Below are 17,539 nucleotides of genomic sequence, written 5' to 3' on the forward strand. Positions count from 1 at the left end.
GTGCCTGGTGGTGTGGGGAGGTCGCGCGACGCGACCCACGATCCGACCGACCCGCCCCGACCCTCCCGCACGCCGGGACGGGCCTCCAGGAGGAGACGAGCCATGACGGCATCCCTGACCGACGCCACGACCGCCACCACCGAGGTCGCCCGCAGCACCGAGCTCTACCAGCGCGCCGAGGCGCGCACGGCGCACAACTACCACCCGCTGCCGGTCGTCGTGGAGCACGCCGAGGGCGCCTGGATGACCGACGTCGACGGCAAGCGCTTCCTCGACCTCCTCTCGGGCTACTCCGCGCTCAACTTCGGCCACGGCCACCCCGGCCTGCTGCGCGCCGCCCACGAGCAGCTCGACCGCCTCACGCTCACCAGCCGTGCCTTCGTGCACGACCGCTTCGCCGACTTCTGCGCCGAGCTGGGCGACCTGTGCGGCAAGGAGCTCGTGCTGCCGATGAACACCGGCGCGGAGGCCGTCGAGACCGCGATCAAGGTCTCGCGCAAGTGGGGCTACGAGGTCAAGGGCGTGACGCCCGGCCAGGCCAAGATCATCGTGTCCTCCGGCAACTTCCACGGCCGCACGACGACCATCGTCAGCTTCTCCGACGACCCCGACGCCCACAACGGCTTCGGCCCCTTCACCCCCGGCTTCCAGATGGTGCCCTACGGCGACCTCGAGGCCATCGAGGCCGCGATCGACGCCGACACCGTCGCCGTGCTCATCGAGCCGATCCAGGGCGAGGGCGGCGTCGTGCTGCCCCCCGACGGCTTCCTGCGCGGTCTGCGCGAGGTCTGCACGCGCGAGAACGTGCTGATGGTCGCCGACGAGATCCAGGCCGGCCTGGGCCGCACCGGCAAGACCTTCGCCTGCGACCACGAGGGCGTCGTGCCCGACGTCTACGTGCTGGGCAAGGCGCTCGGCGGCGGCATCGTGCCGGTCTCGGCCATCGCCGCCGACCGTGACGTGCTCGGCGTGCTGCGCCCCGGCCAGCACGGCTCGACCTTCGGCGGCAACCCGCTGGCCTGCGCCGTCGGCCTCGAGGTCGTGCGGATGCTCGCCACCGGCGAGCACCAGGACCGCGCGGCCGAGCTCGGCGTCGTGCTGCGCGACCGGCTCGAGGCGCTGGTGGGCCACGGCGTGCTGCGCGTGCGCACCCGCGGCCTGTGGGCCGGCATCGACATCGACCCCGCCGTCGGCACCGGCCGCGAGGTCTGCGAGGCGCTCATGGCGCGCGGCGTCCTGGCCAAGGACACCCACGGCTCCACGATCCGTCTGGCCCCGCCGCTGGTCATCACCGCCGAGGACCTCGCCTGGGGCCTCGACCAGCTGGCCGAGGTCGTCCGGGCCGCCGATCCGGCGTAGGCTCGGCGCCGGGTGGCCCTCGCGGGTCACAGGCCGCTGACAGCGCGGCCCTGAGGTCGCCCCAGCCGGCGGCCGCAGGCTGGCGGTCATGTCGACCAGCACCGCCGTACCCGTCCGAGCGACCACCCACCCAGACGCGGGCGCCACCGCTCCCGGGGTCCTGAGACTCCCCCGGGAGCGCGTGGCGCTCGCCCTGCTCCTGGGCTCGACGGCCCTGCTCTACCTGTGGGGCCTCGGCGCCTCGGGCTGGGCCAACTCCTTCTACTCCGCCGCCGTGCAGGCCGGCTCGGAGTCGTGGAAGGCCTTCTTCTTCGGCTCCTCCGACGCCGCCAACTCGATCACCGTCGACAAGACCCCGCTGTCGCTGTGGCCGATGATGCTCTCGGTGCGGGCCTTCGGGCTCTCCTCCTGGGCGATCCTCGTGCCGCAGGCGCTGATGGGGGTCGGCGCCGTCGCCCTGCTGCACGCCCTCGTGCGGCGCGCGACCGGGTCGGCCGGGGCCGGTCTGCTGGCGGGCGCCGTGCTGGCGCTCACGCCGGTGGCGGTGCTCATGTTCCGCTTCAACAACCCCGACGCGATGCTGGTGCTCCTGCTGGTGGCCGCGGCGTACGCCGTGCAGCGCGCCCTCGAGGGCGTCCGCCCGGTGCGGTGGATCGCCCTGGCCGGGGCGCTGGTCGGGCTGGCCTTCCTGGCCAAGATGCTCCAGGCCTTCCTGGTGCTGCCGGCCTTCGCCCTCGCCTACGCCCTCTTCGCCGCCGTGCCGCTGGGACGGCGGGTGGGCCACCTGCTGGTCGCTCTCGCATCGATGGTGCTCGCCGGCGGCTGGTGGGTCGCGATCGTCGAGCTGTGGCCCGCGTCCTCGCGGCCCTGGATCGGGGGCTCGCAGGGCGACTCGATCCTCGAGCTGACCCTCGGCTACAACGGTCTGGGCCGCATCACCGGCGAGGAGACCGGCTCGGTGGGCGGCGCAGGCGGCTGGGGCGAGACCGGGGCGCTGCGCCTGCTCGGCAGCGAGATCGGCGGGCAGGTCGCGTGGCTGCTGCCCGCCGCCGTGGTCCTGGGGGCGACGGCGCTGGCCCTCACCTGGCGCCGCGGCCCGGCGTCGGCCCGTGGCCCCCGCAGCCCCCGCGTGCTGCGCGGCACGCTCGCCGTCTGGCTGGGCTGGCTCGTGGTCACCGCGGTGACCTTCTCCTTCATGGGCGGCATCTTCCACGCCTACTACACCGTCGCCCTGGCCCCCGCGATCGCCGCCCTCGTCGGCATCGGCGCCTGGTCGGCGTGGTCGCACCGCGACTCGCTGCTGGTCAGCGGGGTGCTCGCCACGACCACGGCACTGACCGCGTCGCTGGCCTTCGTGCTGCTCGACCGGGCGGGCGACTGGCACCCCTGGCTGAAGTACGTCGTGGCCGCGGTCGGCGCGCTCGCCACGCTGGCGCTCGCCGGGGTGCGGCACCTGCCCCGCCGCGCGGGCCGGGTCGTGGCGGCCGCGGCGCTGGTCGCGGCCCTGGCCGGCCCGACGGCGTACGCCCTGTCGACCGCCGCCACCCCGCACACCGGCTCCATCCCCACCGCAGGGCCGACGACCACCACCGGCCCCGGGGGCACGGGCGGCCCCGGGGGGATGGGCGGCCCCGGGGGGATGGGCGGCCCCGGCACGACGGGCGCAGCGCCCGGGGCGAGCACCGGTGGGCTGCTGGAGGCCAGCACGTCGAGCGAGGCGATCGACGCCCTGCTCACGAGCGACGCCGACTCCTTCACCTGGGTCGCGGCGGCGGTGGGGTCCAACACCGCGTCGGGCTACCAGCTGGCCACCCAGGAGCCGGTGATGGCGATCGGTGGCTTCAACGGCAGCGACCCCAGCCCGACCCTCGCGGAGTTCCAGCAGTACGTCGCGGACGGCGAGATCCACTGGTTCATCGGCGGGGGCGGCACGATGGGCGGTCCCGGCGCCGGCGTGGGCGGGTCCGACGGCGGCTCGGACGCGGCGGCGGAGATCACGGCCTGGGTGGAGTCGACCTTCACCGCGCAGAGCGTCGACGGCGTGAGCCTCTACGACCTCTCGGCCGGGGTGGAGTGAGACCCGGTCGACGGCGCGGCCGGCGGCAGCACCCCGACCAGCGCGGGCAGCGAGCCCGCCATCATCGCCACCAGGTCGTCGCGGGAGATGCCGGCGGGGTGCTCGATCCAGGCGAGCACCAGCTGCTCGTTCATGGCCGCCCAGGCGCGCACCATGAGCCGGCTCGCGGGGGTGTCGGGGACGAGCTGGCCCTGGGCGTCCTCGCGGAAGATGCGGTCGGTGAGGGTCGAGCGGGCCTCCTCGTAGATCTCGCGGAGCGTCTCGTTGCCGCCGGCGGCGCCCTTGACCAGCGAGAGGTAGCCCTCGTGGTTGGCCACGACGTAGTCGAGGTAGGCGGTCATCGACAGCAGCAGCCGCTCGATCGGGTCGCCCACGGTGGGTGGGGCGGTCTGCTCGATGAGGTCGTCGGCGGCCCGGCGCACGACGGCCTCGTGAAAGGCGTGCTTGTTGCCGAAGTAGTGGTAGAGCAGCCCCCGCGAGATCCCGGCCTCCTCGGCGAGCAGGTCGATGCTCAGCTCGTCGACCGAGCGGGTCGCGAGCAGGCGCACGCCGAGGTCGAGCAGCTGGGCGCGGCGCTCGTCGGGGCTGAGCCGGGTGCGGGAGGAGGTGCTGCGGGTCACGGGCCCCACTCTATTGACACTTTTTCAATAACGCCAATACCCTCGTGACCATGACCACCGACACCACCCCGGTCCCGGCCGGCGCGCGCCGCGTCGACCACCTCGTCGTCGGCGCCGGCTTCGCGGGCCTGTGCGCCGCGATCCAGCTCGACGCCGACGGCGAGCGCGACTTCGTCGTCCTCGAGAAGGGCGGCGACGTCGGCGGCACGTGGCGCGACAACACCTACCCCGGCGCCGCCTGCGACGTGCCCAGCCAGCTCTACTCCTACTCCTTCGCGCCCAACCCCGACTGGTCGATGTCGTTCTCGCCCCAGCCGGAGATCCAGGCCTACATCCAGCGCGTGGCGCGCGAGTCGGGCGTGCTCGACCGCTTCGTGTTCGACACCGCGCTGGAGACCGCCACCTGGCGGGCCGAGGAGCAGGCGTGGCTGGTCGAGACCAGCCGCGGCGACTACCTGACCCGCGACCTCGTCGTCGGAGCCGGTGGCCTCTCCGAGCCGAAGCTGCCCGACATCGAGGGGCTGGCGTCCTTCGGCGGCGAGGTCTTCCACTCCGCCCGCTGGGACCACACCGCCGACCTGAGCGGCAAGCGCGTCGCCGTCATCGGCACCGGCGCCTCGGCGATCCAGATCATCCCCGAGGTCGCCGAGCGGGCCGAGCACCTCGACGTCTACCAGCGCACCGCGCCCTGGGTGATGCCGCGCCACGACCGCACCTACTCGCGCCTGGAGAAGGCCGCCCTGCGCCACGTGCCCGGGCTGCAGAAGGCCTACCGCACGGCGATCTACTGGGGCCGCGAGTCCTACGTGCCGCCCTTCACCCTGGCCCCCGCGGTGCTGCTGCCGGCGCGCAAGGCCGCCGAGGCCAACATCGCCCGCTCGATCAGCGACCCGGAGCTGCGCGCGAAGGTCACCCCCGACTTCCAGATCGGCTGCAAGCGGATCCTCATCTCCAACCGCTACTACCCCGCCCTGGCCCGCCCGACCACCGAGGTGGTCACCGACCGGATCGCCCGGCTCACCGAGCGCGGCATCGTGACCGCCGACGGCACCGAGCGCGAGGTCGACGTCGTCATCGTCGCCACCGGCTTCCACACCACCGAGCTGCCCATCACCGAGCACCTCGTGGGCCGCACCGGCCGCACCCTGGCCGCGCGCTGGAAGGAGAGCGGCATGGCGGCCTACAAGGGCACCACCGTGCCGGAGTTCCCCAACCTCTTCCTCCTGGTCGGCCCCAACACCGGCCTGGGCCACTCCAGCATGGTCTTCATGATCGAGTCGCAGGTCGCCTACGTGCGCGACGCGATCCGCACGATGCGCCGGCACCGCTACGCCACGGTCGAGCCCACCGAGCGGGCCACCGCCGCCTGGAACGAGAGCCTCCAGCAGCGCATGGACCGCACGGTCTGGAGTACCGGCGGCTGCTCCAGCTGGTACCAGGACGAGCACGGGCGCAACACCACCCTGTGGCCGCGCTCCACCTTCGGCTTCCGCCGCCTGCTCGCCCGCTTCGACACCCCGGCCTACGCCGTCGGCGCGCCGCGCACCGACCCCGCCCCCCGCAGCACCCCGACACGTGAGGACGTGAACGCATGAAGACGCTGACCGACAAGGTCGTCGTGATCACCGGCGCCGGATCCGGCATCGGCCGGGCCCTGGCCCTCAACCTCGCCGGCAAGGGCTCGCGCCTGGCCCTCTCCGACGTCGACGAGGCCGGCCTGGCCGAGACCGCCCGCCAGGCGCGGGCCGCCGGCGCCCGCGACGTGCGCACCGACCGGCTCGACGTCGCCGACCGCGACGCCTTCGAGGCCTACGCCGCCGCGGTCGTCGACCACTTCGGCCGGGTCAACGTGGTCGTCAACAACGCCGGCGTCGCGCTGGCCGGCGACCTGGTCGAGCTGGAGTACGACGACATCGACTGGATCATCGGCATCAACTTCTGGGGCGTGGTGCACGGCACCAAGGCCTTCCTGCCCCACCTCATCGCCTCCGGCGACGGCCACGTGGTCAACCTGTCCTCGCTCTTCGGGCTGATCTCGATGCCCGGGCAGAGCATGTACAACGCCTCCAAGTACGCCGTGCGCGGCATGACCGAGGCCCTGCGCGAGGAGATGCTCATCGCCGGCCACCCGGTCGGCGTGACCTCGGTGCACCCCGGCGGCATCAAGACCGCCATCGCCCGCAACTCCCGCGTCTCCGCGGGCGAGGACCAGGCCGCCACGGCCAAGTTCTTCGACGAGAAGCTGGCCAAGATGACCCCGGAGAAGGCCGCCGCGATCATCGTGCGCGGCATCACCCGCAACCAGGCCCGGGTGCTCGTCGGTCTCGACGCCCACGCGCTGCACACCTTCGGCAAGCTGGCCGGCTCCCGCTACCAGGACGTCGTGGCCAAGGTGTCGAAGAAGGTGCTCCCGCCCAAGACCCAGGTGGTCTGAGGCCCGTGCGACCGGCGCCGGGGCAGCCCGTCCGCATCGAGACCACCAAGTGGGGCGACCGGCCCCACTGGCGGATGGCGGGCGTGCACCTCGGCGCCGACGAGCACGGCGACTGGGTCGGCGTGCCCCGCGGCACCCACCACGCGCGCCCCGGCGCCGCCTTCGTCTCCGAGGTCGACACCGTCACCCTGCTGCCCGTCGCGACCGCGCAGTGGTGGGTCGCCACCTTCCACGCCCCCGGCACGTGGGCCTCGGTCTACGTCGACATCACCACGCCACCCCGCTGGCTCGCGGGGCCCGACGGCCCGGTGGTCACCGCCGTCGACCTCGACCTCGACGTGGTGCGTCGCGCCGACGGGAGCGACTACGTCGACGACGAGGACGAGTTCGCCGAGCACCGGGTGCGCTACGCCTACCCGCCCGAGGTCGTCGCGGCCGCCCGGGCGTCGTGCGACGCGGTGCACGCCGCGGTCGCCGCGCGCAGGGCGCCGTACGACGGGAGCGCGGAGGTCTGGCTCGAGCGGCTGGCTCAGCCCGGCTGAGCCGTCGACCCGGCCCCGTCGTCGCCCGTGACGCCCGTGCTGAGGTCGTCGGCGTCCTCCGCGCGGGACCGGGCGCGACCGCGGCGCGAGGTCTGCGCCGAGGAGCCGGGGCGACGGCTGCGCACGCGCACCGGGCCGACCAGTCGCGGCCCCGAGAGCCTGACCTCGAGCTTCTGCGCCTCGCGCTTGAGGGGCTGGGCGACGTACTCCCCGAGGATGACGCCCGCGGCCAGCGCGATCGCGACCGAGGCCGCGGTGACCATGGCCAGCAGGCCCTCGGAGCTGTCGCGGCGCCCGCCCTCGGCCAGCAGCGTGAGGCCGCGGTAGATCGAGATGCCGGGCAGCATCGGCACGATCGCCGAGACCACGACCACCAGCGGGGGCACCCGCATCCGGCCGGCGACGGCGAAGGCGACGAGGCCGACGAAGAAGGCCGCGGTGCCGACCGACCACGCCCGTCCCAGGCCCGGCTGGGCCAGCGACGTCGAGATGCCCATGGCCACCGCGGCGATGCCCGCGATCGGGGCGAGGATGCGCCCCGGGGAGTAGGAGGCGAAGGCGAAGGCCGCAGCGGCCAGCGCCGAGCCCACGATCATCAGCCCCACGCTCTGGATGTCGACGCGGCCGGGGTCGATCTCGGGGATCTGGACACCGACCACGTTGGCCAGGCTGAGCCCGCCGCTGACCCCGGCGATGATGCCGGCCGTGGCCAGGATCGCCTCGGTCAGCCGGGCGCCGGCGGTGATGTAGAAGCCGGTCAGGGCGTCCTGGAGCCCGCCCATGAAGCCGACGCCGGCCAGCAGCATGACGATGTTGGCCGTGATCACCAGCGAGACGTCGATGCTCAGCGGGCTGGCCGCGGCGGCCGCGGCGATCAGCGTCGCGGCGCCCGCACCGGCGACCTGCTGGTAGAAGGCCGGCATCCGGCGCTTGGCCATGCGCAGCTGGAGCCGGTCGATGGTGACCGCGCTGAGCAGGGCCAGCACGACCACGGCCGCGTCGCCGCCGAGCTGCATCGCCACGCCGGCGCTCATCGCGGCCCAGGCCCCGGTGACGGCCCAGCGGGGCCGGTCGTGACCGGTGGAGACGATGCGCCCGAGCTCGGCCCGGGCCTGGCGCAGGTCGAGGTCCTCGCGCAGGACGTCGCGCACGAGGTGGTCGACGCGGGTGAGGTGCTGGTAGTCGATGACGCGCTGCTTGACCTGGCGCGTGGCGATCACCGGGGGCTCGTCGGGGCTGGTCTGGTGCGACATCTCCAGGGAGGTGAAGGTGATGTCGCACTCGGCCTGCCAGAAGCCGAGGGCGCGCGCCAGCGAGAGCATCGTCGCGGTCACGTCGGCCGCGCCGGCGCCCGAGGACAGCAGCACCTCCCCCACCCGGAGACAGAAGTCCAGGGTCAGGTTCAGCTCACGGTTCTCCGACATGGCCGCGATGCTCGCAGGGCCTGCCCCGGGCTGGCCAAACTCGGCCGCTGCGATCTGCCTCACGCCGGCCGTGTGGTTCGCTGGGCGCGTGCGCATCGACTTCCACGGGTCGCCGACCCCCACGCTCGGGGTGGAGTGGGAGCTCGCGCTGGTCGACAAGACCGACCGCGACCTGACCCACTGCGCCGCCGACCTCTCCGCCCTCGCCGGGCCCCGGCTGCCCCACCCCGAGCGGCTCCACAAGGAGCTGCTGCGCAACACCGTCGAGGCGGTGACGGGCATCTGCGACACCGTCGGGGACGCCGTCGAGGACCTCCGCGCCACCCTGGAGGCGGTCGTGCCGGCCGCCGACGAGCTGGGCGTGGACCTCTACGGCGGTGGCACCCACCCCTTCGCCTCCTGGACCACCCAGCAGCTCAGCGAGGGCCACCGCTACGAGGAGCTGATCAACCGCACGCAGTGGTGGGGCCGGCAGATGCTGATCTGGGGTGTGCACGTGCACGTCGGCCTGCCCGAGCGGCGCCGCGTGATGCCGGTGCTGTCGTCGCTGCTCAACCACTACCCCCACCTGCAGGCCCTCTCGGCCTCCTCCCCGATCTGGGCCGGGGTCGACACCGGCTACGCCTCCAACCGGGCGCTGATGTTCCAGCAGCTGCCGACGGCCGGGCTGCCCTTCCAGTTCGCGACCTGGGAGGAGTTCGAGCGCTTCGCCCGCGACCAGCTCACCACCGGCGTGATCGACGACCTCTCCGAGATCCGCTGGGACGTGCGGCCCGCCGCCCACCTCGGCACCCTCGAGAGCCGGGTGTGCGACGGCGTCTCCACCTTCTCCGACCTCGCGGCGCTGACCGCGCTCACCCAGTGCCTCGTGGTCGACCTCGACACCCGGCTGGCCGCCGGCGAGGAGCTGCCCACCATGCCGCCGTGGCACGTGCAGGAGAACAAGTGGCGCGCGGCGCGCTACGGCCTCGAGGCCATCGTGATCCTCGACGAGCACTCCACCGAGCGCCTGGTCACCGACGACCTGGCCGACCTGCTGGAGCGCCTCGCCCCGGTGGCGGAGCGGCTGGGCTGCTCCGAGGAGCTCGCCCTGGTCGGTGACATCCCCCGCCGGGGCGCGTCCTACCAGCGCCAGCGGGCGGTGGCCGAGCGCACCGGCGGCGACCTCGTGGCGGTCGTCGACTCGGTGGTGCAGGAGCTGCGCGCTGAGCTGTGACCCGGCCCGCGCGGCTCAGCGCGGTGGCGGGGGCAGCGCGTCGGTCGACTCCAGCTGCGAGAGCCCGGTGAGCATGAGCAGGTCGACGACGACGGAGCGCAGCTGGGCCAGCACGACCTCGGCGGTCATCTCCTCGGCGCGCTCGACCGAGCCGGTGGCCATGCCCACCGCCAGCAGCGCGGGCATCGCCGCGGTGGGCTGGCGGTCCTGGGTGAGCTCCTCGACCACCACGTCGACGGCGTCGGCGAGGTCGCGGGCCAGCGCGGAGTAGGAGGGGGGCACCGGTCGGCGGTGGTAGGCGGCGACCGCGACCTGGCGCACCAGCACCCGGGTGCTGCGCATCGCGCGGTCCATCGGGCCCACCAGCTCCGCCATGCGCCGGATGCCCGGCTTGTGCCGCACCCGGAACGGCGAGGACGCCACGATGGCCATGCCCTCGTCGGCCGCCGACTGGAGCTGGCGGATGAGCGCGTCGGTGCTGCGGGCGTCGTCGAGCAGGGCCATGCCGCGCTCGACCTCGCCGTCGACCATGACGTCGGCGGCGCCGCGCAGGAGCTCGGCGACCTTGCGCAGCACCACGGCGGCCTGCTCGCGCGGGCGCCGCAGCGCCGCCGCCGGCACCACCGTGGCCGCCACCAGGGCGACGCCGCCCCCGATGAGGGCGTCGGTCCACCGGGTCAGCGAGGCGCCCGACCCCGGCAGCAGGGCCACGACGAAGATCGACTGGATCGCGGCCTGGTTGACGAAGAGGGTGCCCGCGTCGAGCAGCACCGCTGCGGTCATGGCGAGGGCCACGATGAGCCCCAGCTGCCAGGCGCCACCGCCGAGCCAGACGATGAGCAGGTCGGCCAGCAGCACCCCGATGGCCACGCCCGCCGTCACCTCCGCCACCCGGCGCAGCCGCTGGCCGTAGGAGGTGCCGAGGCTGACCACCGCGGCGATGGGCGCGAAGACGGGCACGTCGTGACCCAGCAGGTCGCTGGCGATGAGCCAGGCGACGGCGGCGGCCACCGCGCACTGGAGGATCTGCCAGCGCTTGGAGCGCCAGCGGGCGACCCGCACCCGCGCCGAGCTGCGCGAGCGGCTCCACACGAGGTCGAACGGCGGGGCCTCCATGGTCCTGATCGTGCCAGACCCCGAGGCCCCGCCGTGGCCGGAGCGGCGCGGGCGGACGACCTAGCGGTGGGCCCAGTCGAGGGCCTGCTGGAGGTCGGCGAGGTCGCGGTACCAGACCCGCACCTCGGTGCGGCAGCGCACCCGCGCGACCCGTGTGTCGTACTCCCCGCACTCGGCCGCGGCCTCGGAGTCGGTGGGCGGGTAGAGCGCGGTGCCGTCGTAGTGGTGGACGCCGAAGCCGTTGGCGGCGTCGCCGGTCACCTCGACGATGGTGTCGGGCGGCGGCTCCGCCGGCGCCTGGGTGCCGTTGCTGGCGCCCGGCAGCAGCAGGCCGACCCCCGCCACGGCACCGGCGAGGCCGACCAGGGCGGTGACCCGGGCCGGGGACCTCACGCCGCGCTCCGGGCCCACTTCAGCGCCTGCTTGGTGTCGGCGAGGTCGCGGTACCACGTCTTGACCTTGGTGCGGCAGCGCGCCTGCCCGATCCGGGCGGGGTAGTCGGCGCAGTCGTCGAGGGCCTCGCGCAGGCGCGGGGGGAAGTCGGAGCTGCCGTCGTAGTACTTGATGCCGAAACCTGTCTGGGCGTCGCCGGTGACCCTGACGATCGTGTCGGGCGCCGGCGGGGTGGGGTCGGCCTGGGCCGCGGCCACGCCGACGAGGGAGCCGGTGGTGGCGGCGAGCGTGAGGCCGGCCGCCGCGACGGCCAGGCGCAGGGTGGAGTTGGTCATGGTGTCTCTCCCGAGGGTCGCGCACCGGGGGGATCCGGTGTCGACGACGACGCTAGGGAGATCCGGGCCCCGCCGGGCCCGCCCGCGGCCGCCTGGGGAGGGACCTACGGGCGCGGGCGCCTGTGGACGACTCGTGGGCCGGCCCGGGTCGGCCCGGGTCGGCAGGGTCCGGCCGGGGTCAGCGGGCGAGGGTGACGGTCAGCGTGGTGTTGGTGCAGCCGTCGGCCACGGAGGCCAGCGCCGCCTTCTCCGCCGCGTCGACGCTGAGCCGCCAGCGGTGCTTGACCGCGACGTACTCCGAGACGTAGCGGCACACCTGCTGGGCCGGCAGCCACTCGGCGGGGTCCTGGTCGCTCTTGGCCTGGTTGACATTGTCGGTGACCCCGACCAGCGAGCGGTGGTCGCCGAGGTCGTTGGCGTAGGCCTGGCGGGTCGCGCTCGACCAGGTGCGGGCGCCGGAGTCCCACGCCTCGGCCAGCGGCACCATGTGGTCGATGTCGACGTCGGAGGTGGCGGTCCACGACGCGCCGTCGTAGTAGGAGTACCAGCGCCCGCCCGACAGCGCGCAGCCCGAGCCGACCGTGACCGGGTCGTCGGCCTCGCTGATGAGCACCTCGTTGCGGGTGCTGCACCCGTCGCCGTCGGCGTCGATCCAGTGGGTGAACAGGTCGCGGGAGTAGCCCGTGCGCACCTCGGTGGCGGTCGGCAGGTCGCTGACGGCGGTGCGCAGCGGCGCGGAGTAGTCGGCGGCGTGCGCCGCGCTCGGCAGCACGACCGCGCCCGCGGCGAGGGCCGCGGAGACGAGGACGGAGGGCAGGAGACGGCGGACCACGAGGGCTCCCGGGAGTCGGAGGGACGGCGTACGTCGAGCCTGCGGCCGCCGCCGGGGCCCGGCAAGACCCGCGCGCGAGGACGAGGGGAACCCCTCAGCCGGGGTGGCGCACACCGCCCTGCGGTCGGCGTCACTTCGCCGTGAGTTCACCGTTCACCTTGTGGCGGCCGTCACGGCGAGACATCCTGGCCCCCGGGCCGCCGCCGAGCAGCCCCCTGCCAGCGAAAGGCCCCCTCGTGGTCACTCCGATCGACCCCACCGCCACGGCGTTCCTGCTGGCCGAGAACCGTCACATGCCGATGCACGTGGGCGGGCTGCAGCTCTTCGAGAAGCCGGCCGGCGCGGGCCCCCACTACGTGCGCGAGATGTACGAGCAGATGCGCGACGTCGAGGAGATCGCACCGCTCTTCCTCAAGCGCCCCCACCGCTCGCTGCGCACCGCGGGCCAGCTGGTGTGGGTGCCCGACGAGGACTTCGACGTGGAGCACCACGTGCGCCACAGCGCGCTGCCGGAGCCGGGCCGCTACCGCGAGCTGTTCGAGCTGTGCTCGCGGCTGCACTCCACGCGCCTGGCCTGGGAGCGCCCGCTGTGGGAGTCGCACGTCATCGAGGGCCTGGCCGACGGCAAGGTGGCGCTCTACACCAAGTCGCACCACGCGCTGGTCGACGGCGTCTCGGCGATGCGCCTGCTCCAGAGCGTGCTGGGCACCGACCCCGACGAGCGCGACATGCCCGCGCCGTGGGGCTACCGCCCACCCACCCGGTCGAAGGCGCTGGCCACCACCCGCGACCGCAGCCTCGCCGAGCTGCCGCTGCGGGCGGCGCGCACGGCGCTGGGCATCAGCGCCGAGGCCGCGGGCATGCCCTCGGCCCTGGTGCGGACCCTGGCCCGCGGGGTGCGCAACGAGACGACCACGGTCTCGCTGCGCACGCCGCGCACGATGTTCAACCGCCCGATCACGGGCGCCCGACGCTTCGCGGCCCAGGACTGGCCGATCGAGCGGCTGCACGCCATCGGCCGGGCCACCGGCACGACCCTCAACGACGTGGTGCTCGCGATGTGCAGCGGCGCGATGCGCGCCTACCTGCTCGAGCTCGACGCGCTGCCCGACCAGCCGATGGTGGCGATGGTGCCGGTGGGGCTGAACGCGAAGTCCTCCCACATCGCCTCCGCCGACGGCGGCAACGCCGTGGGCGCGGTGCTGGCCCAGCTGGCCACCCACCTCGAGGACCCGGCCGACCGGCTGCGCAGCATCCACCGCTCCATGGTCGACGGCAAGGAGGCGCTGTCGTCGATGACACCGACGCAGATCATCGCGATGACCGCGATGGGCCAGGCGCCGGCGATCATCCCGCCGCTGCTGCGGATGCAGGGCATCGTCCGCTCGCCCTACAACCTCATCATCAGCAACGTGCCGGGCCCCCGCACGACCCACTACTGGAACGGCGCGCGGATGACGGGGGTCTACCCGCTGTCGATCCCGATCAACGGCATGGCCCTCAACATCACCTGCACCTCCTACGACGGCCAGATGGCCTTCGGGCTCACCGGCTGCCGCCGCACCGTGCCGCACCTGCAGCGGCTGCTGACCTTCCTCGAGGACGAGGTCGCGGCCCTGGAGAAGGCCGCCGGCGTGGAGTGACCCGGGGTCGGCCACGGGTCAGGCGGGCGGCTCGACCCGCTCCTCCAGCCCGCCGCCGACGGTCTCGGCCACGGCGCGCAGCCGCGCCCGGGTGATGTCGGCGACCGTGACCAGGCCCGCGGCGTGGGCGTTGGACCCGACGCGGGTCGGCGCGGCCACGTCGACGCTCGTGCAGGCGCGGCTGCCGCCGTCGGCGGCGTTGGCCAGCGCCACCGCGTGGCCGGTGGTGCCGCTGCCGGCGAAGAAGTCGAGCACCCGCGCGTCGGCGGGCATCGTGGCGAGCACGCGGCGCAGCAGGCCGGTGGGCTTCGGCGACTCGAAGACGTGGCCCACCAGCTCCTTGAGCTCGGCCACCGCGGTGTCGGTGGAGCCCACCTCCTCGGCCAGCCAGATCGTGGTCAGCTTCTTGCGCCGGCCCGGGTGCAGCCAGTCGCGCTGGAAGACGTCGACCCGCGGGCCGCGCACGCCGTTGACGGTGCGGCAGACGAGGTCGTCGGGGCGCTGGTCGATGAGGGGGCGGCTCCAGCGCCAGACCGCGGGCCGGCCGTCGCCGAAGACGGGCTCGATCTCCACCGCGCCGTCGAAGGGGGCGGTGGCGACGCGGCCGGTGACCGGGTCGCCCCACACCGCGAAGTGCAGCGTGCGGGAGGTGGTGGGGTTGAACTTCTTGTTGGTGTTGCGCAGCGGCAGGTGCCGGAAGCGCCGCCCCGTCGCGGCGTCGGTGAGCGGGAAGTCGCGCTCGTCGACGGTGTCGGGGCTGCTGGCCTGCAGCACGCAGCGGCGCGGGTCGCGGGCGTAGACCAGGAGGTACTCGTGGCTGGTGGCGAAGCCGCCGCCGAGCTGGCGGCCCTTGGGGTTGAGGTTGACCACGACCTGGGCCAGGAAGCCCTCCTCGCCCAGGACGTCGTCGAGCAGCAGCCGCAGGTGGGCCGCCTCGTGGTCGTCGATGCTGACGAAGAGCGCCCCGGTGTCGGCGAGCACGTCGCGGGCCGCCTCGAGGCGCGGGCGCATGAAGGCGGTCCAGGCGGCGTGGCGGCCCTCCCCGGGCGCGCCGCGGCGGTCGTCGGCGTAGGCGAAGGCGTGCCCGGTGTTGTAGGGCGGGTCGATGTAGACCAGGTCGAAGGCCTCGCCGCGCGCGGCGCACGCCCGCAGGACGGCGAGGTTGTCGCCCTCCACGAAGGTGTTCCACACCGGCACGCCGCCGACCCTAGTGCGACACCGCTGCGCCCGTCCGGCCACGCCGGTGTGGAGCGCCGGGTGAGAATGGCGCCGTGGGGTTCTCGCAACGACGCGCGCAGCGGCGCTGGGCCAGGGAGATGGAGCGGCGCCTGCGCGAGCTCGACCGTCTCGACCAGGCCCACGGCCTCGGCGCCGGCCCGACCCACCGTCCCGTGCGGGAGCCGTGGGGCGCGCGCCGGCGTACGTCGCGACCGCGCCGGGAGCGCCGCACCCACGGGCCGGTGCTGCCGGGGCTACTGGTGGCGGTCGTGGTGACCACGCTGCTGCTGATGCGCGACCCGGGCGCCTTCGGCAACCGGATGCGCGACCTGCTGGGTCGCAACGACCGGCTGGGCGACCTCGTGGGCGTGGAGGACACCGGCGGGTCCTACGACTTCAGCCTCACCCAGCGCGGGGGCCGCCAGCCGGTGAGCTGGAACCCCTGCGAGCCGATCACCTACGTGGTCAACCCCGCCGGGGCGCCGCAGGACTGGGAGGTGCTGGTCTCGGAGTCGGTGGCCGAGATCGAGGGGGCCACCGGCTTCCGGTTCAGCGACGAGGGGGTGACCGACGACCGCGACTTCGAGCGGCGCGAGAGCCTGCTCGGTCGGCCCGCGCCGGTGCTCATCGGCTGGTCGGACGACGAGGAGGTGCCGCGCCTGGCCGGCGACGTCGCCGGGCTCGGCGGCAGCGCGACCAGCCAGGGCCTGGGCCGGCGCTACTACGTCACCGGCATGGTCGCCCTCGACACCGACGTCTACGACCGCCTCGCCGACGAGCCGGGCGGGCGCGAGCAGATGCGCGCCATCCTGGTGCACGAGCTCGGCCACGTCGTGGGCCTGGGCCACGTCGACGACCCGGAGGAGCTGATGAACGCCGACAACCTGGGGCGCACCACCCTGGGCGAGGGCGACCGCGAGGGTCTGGCCCGCCTGGGCTCGGTGCCCTGCTCCTGAGGCGGCCGGGCCGCGTGGTGCTGGAGGGAACTGTGGTGCATCTGCCCCGCGAGCACGGGTGAGAGGCTTAGCCTTCATGCCGTGCGCGTCTCCCGACCCCTGGCTGCCGCGGCGCTGAGCGGGCTGCTCGCCCTCGGTGCCCCGGCCCTGGCGACCCCCGACGACCCCGCTCCCGCCGGCTCCGCGAGTCCTGACCCGAGCCCTGCCGGGAGCTCGGCTCCGGCGACCCGGCCCGGCACCGCCGCCGGCGAGGGCCGCGACCGGCAGACCTCCGACGGCCTGGCGGGTGCCCTCGCGGCGCCCGGCACCGCCGACGACCGTCGTCTCCTCACCCGCAGCGTCGTCTCGGTGCGCCGGGTCGCCCCCGGCGTCGAGCTGCGGGAGTGGAGCCAGACCGACGCCCGCGGCCCGGTCCGCGCGCACCTGCTGGTGGTCGACCCCTCGGTGAGGGGGGTGGGCCTCGACTACGCCAACCCCGGCCGGGTCGCCGCCACCGAGACCGTGCTCGACATGGCCCAGGACCGGCCCGCCGCGGTCGGCGCCGTCAACGGCGACTTCTACGACATCGGCCGCACCGGCGCCCCGCTCGGCGTCGGCCGCTCGCAGGCCGGGGGCGTCATGAACGCCCGTGCCTCGGGGTGGAACTCCGCCTTCTACCTCGGCGCCCACGGCGCACCCCACATCGGCACGGTCCGCCTGCGGGCCTCGGTCGTCGACCGCCCCGGCATCGACGTCACCAACCTCAACTCGCACTTCGTGGCTCCCGGCGGGGTCGGGATCTACACGCCCCGGTGGGGTCGCTCGCCGGGCTACCAGGTCGTGCAGGACCAGCAGGAGGACGTGCGACTCGTCGTCGTGCGCGACGGCCGGGTCGTCGCCAACCGCACCCGCCTCCAGCCCGGGGCCAGGATCGACGGCCGGCTGCTCGTCGGGCGCGGCGACGGGGCCCGCTCCCTGCGCGCGCTGCGGGTCGGGACGCCGGTGCGCACCACCTGGTCGCTCGAGGGCGCCCCGCGCATGGTCGTGACCGGCAACAAGTTCCTCGTCGACGACGGGGTGGTGCAGGTCGTCGACGACCGCGAGATGCACCCGCGCACGGCGGTGGGCATCGACGCCGACACCGGCGAGGTGCTCGTGCTCGTGGTCGACGGCCGCTCCCAGCAGAGCCGCGGCCACACCATGGTCGAGCTGGCCGACCTCATGATCGACCTCGGCGCCGACGAGGCGCTCAACCTCGACGGCGGTGGCTCCTCCACCCTCGTGGCCGAGCAGGGCGACGGCGGGCTGGCGGTCGAGAACGAGCCCTCCGACGACTTCCAGCGGTCGGTGGCCAACAGCCTCCTCGTCACCTACGCCGCGCCCCGCGGCTGACCC

16 protein-coding genes are annotated in these 17,539 nt (G+C 74.4%); 9 read left to right on the forward strand and 7 right to left on the reverse strand.

Features of this window, described 5'->3' with window-relative positions; genetic code table 11:
* The first annotated feature begins 102 nt into the window (after positions 1-102).
* Positions 103-1,359 (forward strand): ornithine--oxo-acid transaminase, encoded by a 1,257-nt coding sequence (rocD, locus tag M3673_RS05235; RefSeq protein WP_228941099.1) that lies wholly within the window; start codon positions 103-105, stop codon positions 1,357-1,359.
* Positions 1,360-1,540: 181 nt separating this feature from the next.
* On the forward strand, positions 1,541-3,436 hold the full coding sequence (locus tag M3673_RS05240) for a glycosyltransferase family 39 protein (protein WP_251532470.1): 1,896 nt from the start codon (positions 1,541-1,543) through the stop codon (positions 3,434-3,436).
* Here M3673_RS05240 and M3673_RS05245 read toward each other — a convergent pair.
* On the reverse strand, positions 3,409-4,056 hold the full coding sequence (locus M3673_RS05245) for a TetR/AcrR family transcriptional regulator (protein ID WP_251532471.1): 648 nt from the start codon (positions 4,054-4,056) through the stop codon (positions 3,409-3,411). The two genes, M3673_RS05240 and M3673_RS05245, sit on opposite strands and share 28 nt — an antisense overlap.
* A 50-nt stretch (positions 4,057-4,106) precedes the next feature.
* Between M3673_RS05245 and M3673_RS05250 the strand changes: the two genes are divergently transcribed.
* Genes M3673_RS05250 through M3673_RS05260 form a run of 3 tightly spaced genes read left to right on the forward strand, consistent with a single transcriptional unit; the run spans position 4,107 to position 7,032 of the window.
* Entirely contained in the window at positions 4,107-5,651 is a 1,545-nt protein-coding gene (locus tag M3673_RS05250) for an NAD(P)/FAD-dependent oxidoreductase (protein WP_251532472.1), read from the forward strand.
* On the forward strand, positions 5,648-6,490 hold the full coding sequence (locus M3673_RS05255) for an SDR family oxidoreductase (protein ID WP_056865795.1): 843 nt from the start codon (positions 5,648-5,650) through the stop codon (positions 6,488-6,490). Before M3673_RS05250 ends, M3673_RS05255 begins: the two co-directional genes overlap by 4 nt.
* Before the next feature lie 5 nt (positions 6,491-6,495).
* Positions 6,496-7,032 (forward strand): DUF402 domain-containing protein, encoded by a 537-nt coding sequence (locus M3673_RS05260; protein WP_193662660.1) that lies wholly within the window; start codon positions 6,496-6,498, stop codon positions 7,030-7,032.
* Here M3673_RS05260 and M3673_RS05265 read toward each other — a convergent pair.
* On the reverse strand, positions 7,020-8,456 hold the full coding sequence (locus tag M3673_RS05265; protein ID WP_228941103.1) for a threonine/serine exporter ThrE family protein: 1,437 nt from the start codon (positions 8,454-8,456) through the stop codon (positions 7,020-7,022). The two genes, M3673_RS05260 and M3673_RS05265, sit on opposite strands and share 13 nt — an antisense overlap.
* Positions 8,457-8,544: 88 nt before the next feature.
* Here M3673_RS05265 and M3673_RS05270 point away from each other — a divergent pair, with 88 nt between their 5' ends.
* Positions 8,545-9,672 carry a glutamate--cysteine ligase gene (locus M3673_RS05270; protein WP_251532473.1) on the forward strand — a complete coding sequence of 376 codons (1,128 nt, stop codon included), beginning with the start codon at positions 8,545-8,547 and terminating at the stop codon, positions 9,670-9,672.
* Between the two features lie 15 nt (positions 9,673-9,687).
* Here M3673_RS05270 and M3673_RS05275 read toward each other — a convergent pair whose 3' ends face one another.
* From M3673_RS05275 to M3673_RS05290, 4 genes are all read right to left on the reverse strand, one after another.
* Positions 9,688-10,788, reverse strand: a complete 1,101-nt coding sequence (locus tag M3673_RS05275) for an aromatic acid exporter family protein (protein WP_251532474.1) — start codon at positions 10,786-10,788, stop codon at positions 9,688-9,690.
* Positions 10,789-10,848: 60 nt separating this feature from the next.
* Positions 10,849-11,181, reverse strand: a complete 333-nt coding sequence (locus tag M3673_RS05280) for a hypothetical protein (protein WP_193662671.1) — start codon at positions 11,179-11,181, stop codon at positions 10,849-10,851.
* On the reverse strand, positions 11,178-11,516 hold the full coding sequence (locus M3673_RS05285) for a hypothetical protein (RefSeq protein ID WP_251532475.1): 339 nt from the start codon (positions 11,514-11,516) through the stop codon (positions 11,178-11,180). The genes M3673_RS05280 and M3673_RS05285 overlap by 4 nt, the downstream gene beginning before the upstream one ends.
* Positions 11,517-11,694: 178 nt before the next feature.
* Positions 11,695-12,348 carry an HNH endonuclease family protein gene (locus M3673_RS05290; RefSeq protein ID WP_251532476.1) on the reverse strand — a complete coding sequence of 218 codons (654 nt, stop codon included), beginning with the start codon at positions 12,346-12,348 and terminating at the stop codon, positions 11,695-11,697.
* Between the two features lie 236 nt (positions 12,349-12,584).
* Here M3673_RS05290 and M3673_RS05295 point away from each other — a divergent pair, with 236 nt between their 5' ends.
* Positions 12,585-13,991: a wax ester/triacylglycerol synthase family O-acyltransferase gene (locus M3673_RS05295; protein WP_193662768.1), complete on the forward strand. Its 1,407-nt coding sequence runs from the start codon at positions 12,585-12,587 to the stop codon at positions 13,989-13,991.
* 18 nt (positions 13,992-14,009) lie between these two features.
* Here the strand turns inward: M3673_RS05295 and M3673_RS05300 are convergent, their stop codons facing one another.
* On the reverse strand, positions 14,010-15,188 hold the full coding sequence (locus tag M3673_RS05300) for a site-specific DNA-methyltransferase (RefSeq protein ID WP_251532477.1): 1,179 nt from the start codon (positions 15,186-15,188) through the stop codon (positions 14,010-14,012).
* Positions 15,189-15,262: 74 nt separating this feature from the next.
* Here M3673_RS05300 and M3673_RS19575 point away from each other — a divergent pair, with 74 nt between their 5' ends.
* On the forward strand, positions 15,263-16,165 hold the full coding sequence (locus M3673_RS19575; protein WP_156718290.1) for a matrixin family metalloprotease: 903 nt from the start codon (positions 15,263-15,265) through the stop codon (positions 16,163-16,165).
* Positions 16,166-16,246: 81 nt separating this feature from the next.
* Positions 16,247-17,536, forward strand: coding sequence for a phosphodiester glycosidase family protein (locus M3673_RS19580; protein ID WP_308196099.1), 1,290 nt, complete (start codon positions 16,247-16,249; stop codon positions 17,534-17,536).
* Positions 17,537-17,539: the final 3 nt, after the last annotated feature.

This window comes from Nocardioides sp. P86 (genome assembly GCF_023712465.1).
GTDB lineage: Bacteria > Actinomycetota > Actinomycetes > Propionibacteriales > Nocardioidaceae > Nocardioides > Nocardioides kribbensis.

Coding starts and splice junctions, on each gene's coding strand:
- rocD (WP_228941099.1), top strand. CDS start 103: ATGACGGCATCCCTGACCGACGCCACGACCGCCACCACCGAGGTCGCC.
- M3673_RS05250 (WP_251532472.1), top strand. CDS start 4,107: ATGACCACCGACACCACCCCGGTCCCGGCCGGCGCGCGCCGCGTCGAC.
- M3673_RS05255 (WP_056865795.1), top strand. CDS start 5,648: ATGAAGACGCTGACCGACAAGGTCGTCGTGATCACCGGCGCCGGATCC.
- M3673_RS05265 (WP_228941103.1), bottom strand. CDS start 8,456: ATGTCGGAGAACCGTGAGCTGAACCTGACCCTGGACTTCTGTCTCCGG.
- M3673_RS05275 (WP_251532474.1), bottom strand. CDS start 10,788: ATGGAGGCCCCGCCGTTCGACCTCGTGTGGAGCCGCTCGCGCAGCTCG.
- M3673_RS05285 (WP_251532475.1), bottom strand. CDS start 11,516: ATGACCAACTCCACCCTGCGCCTGGCCGTCGCGGCGGCCGGCCTCACG.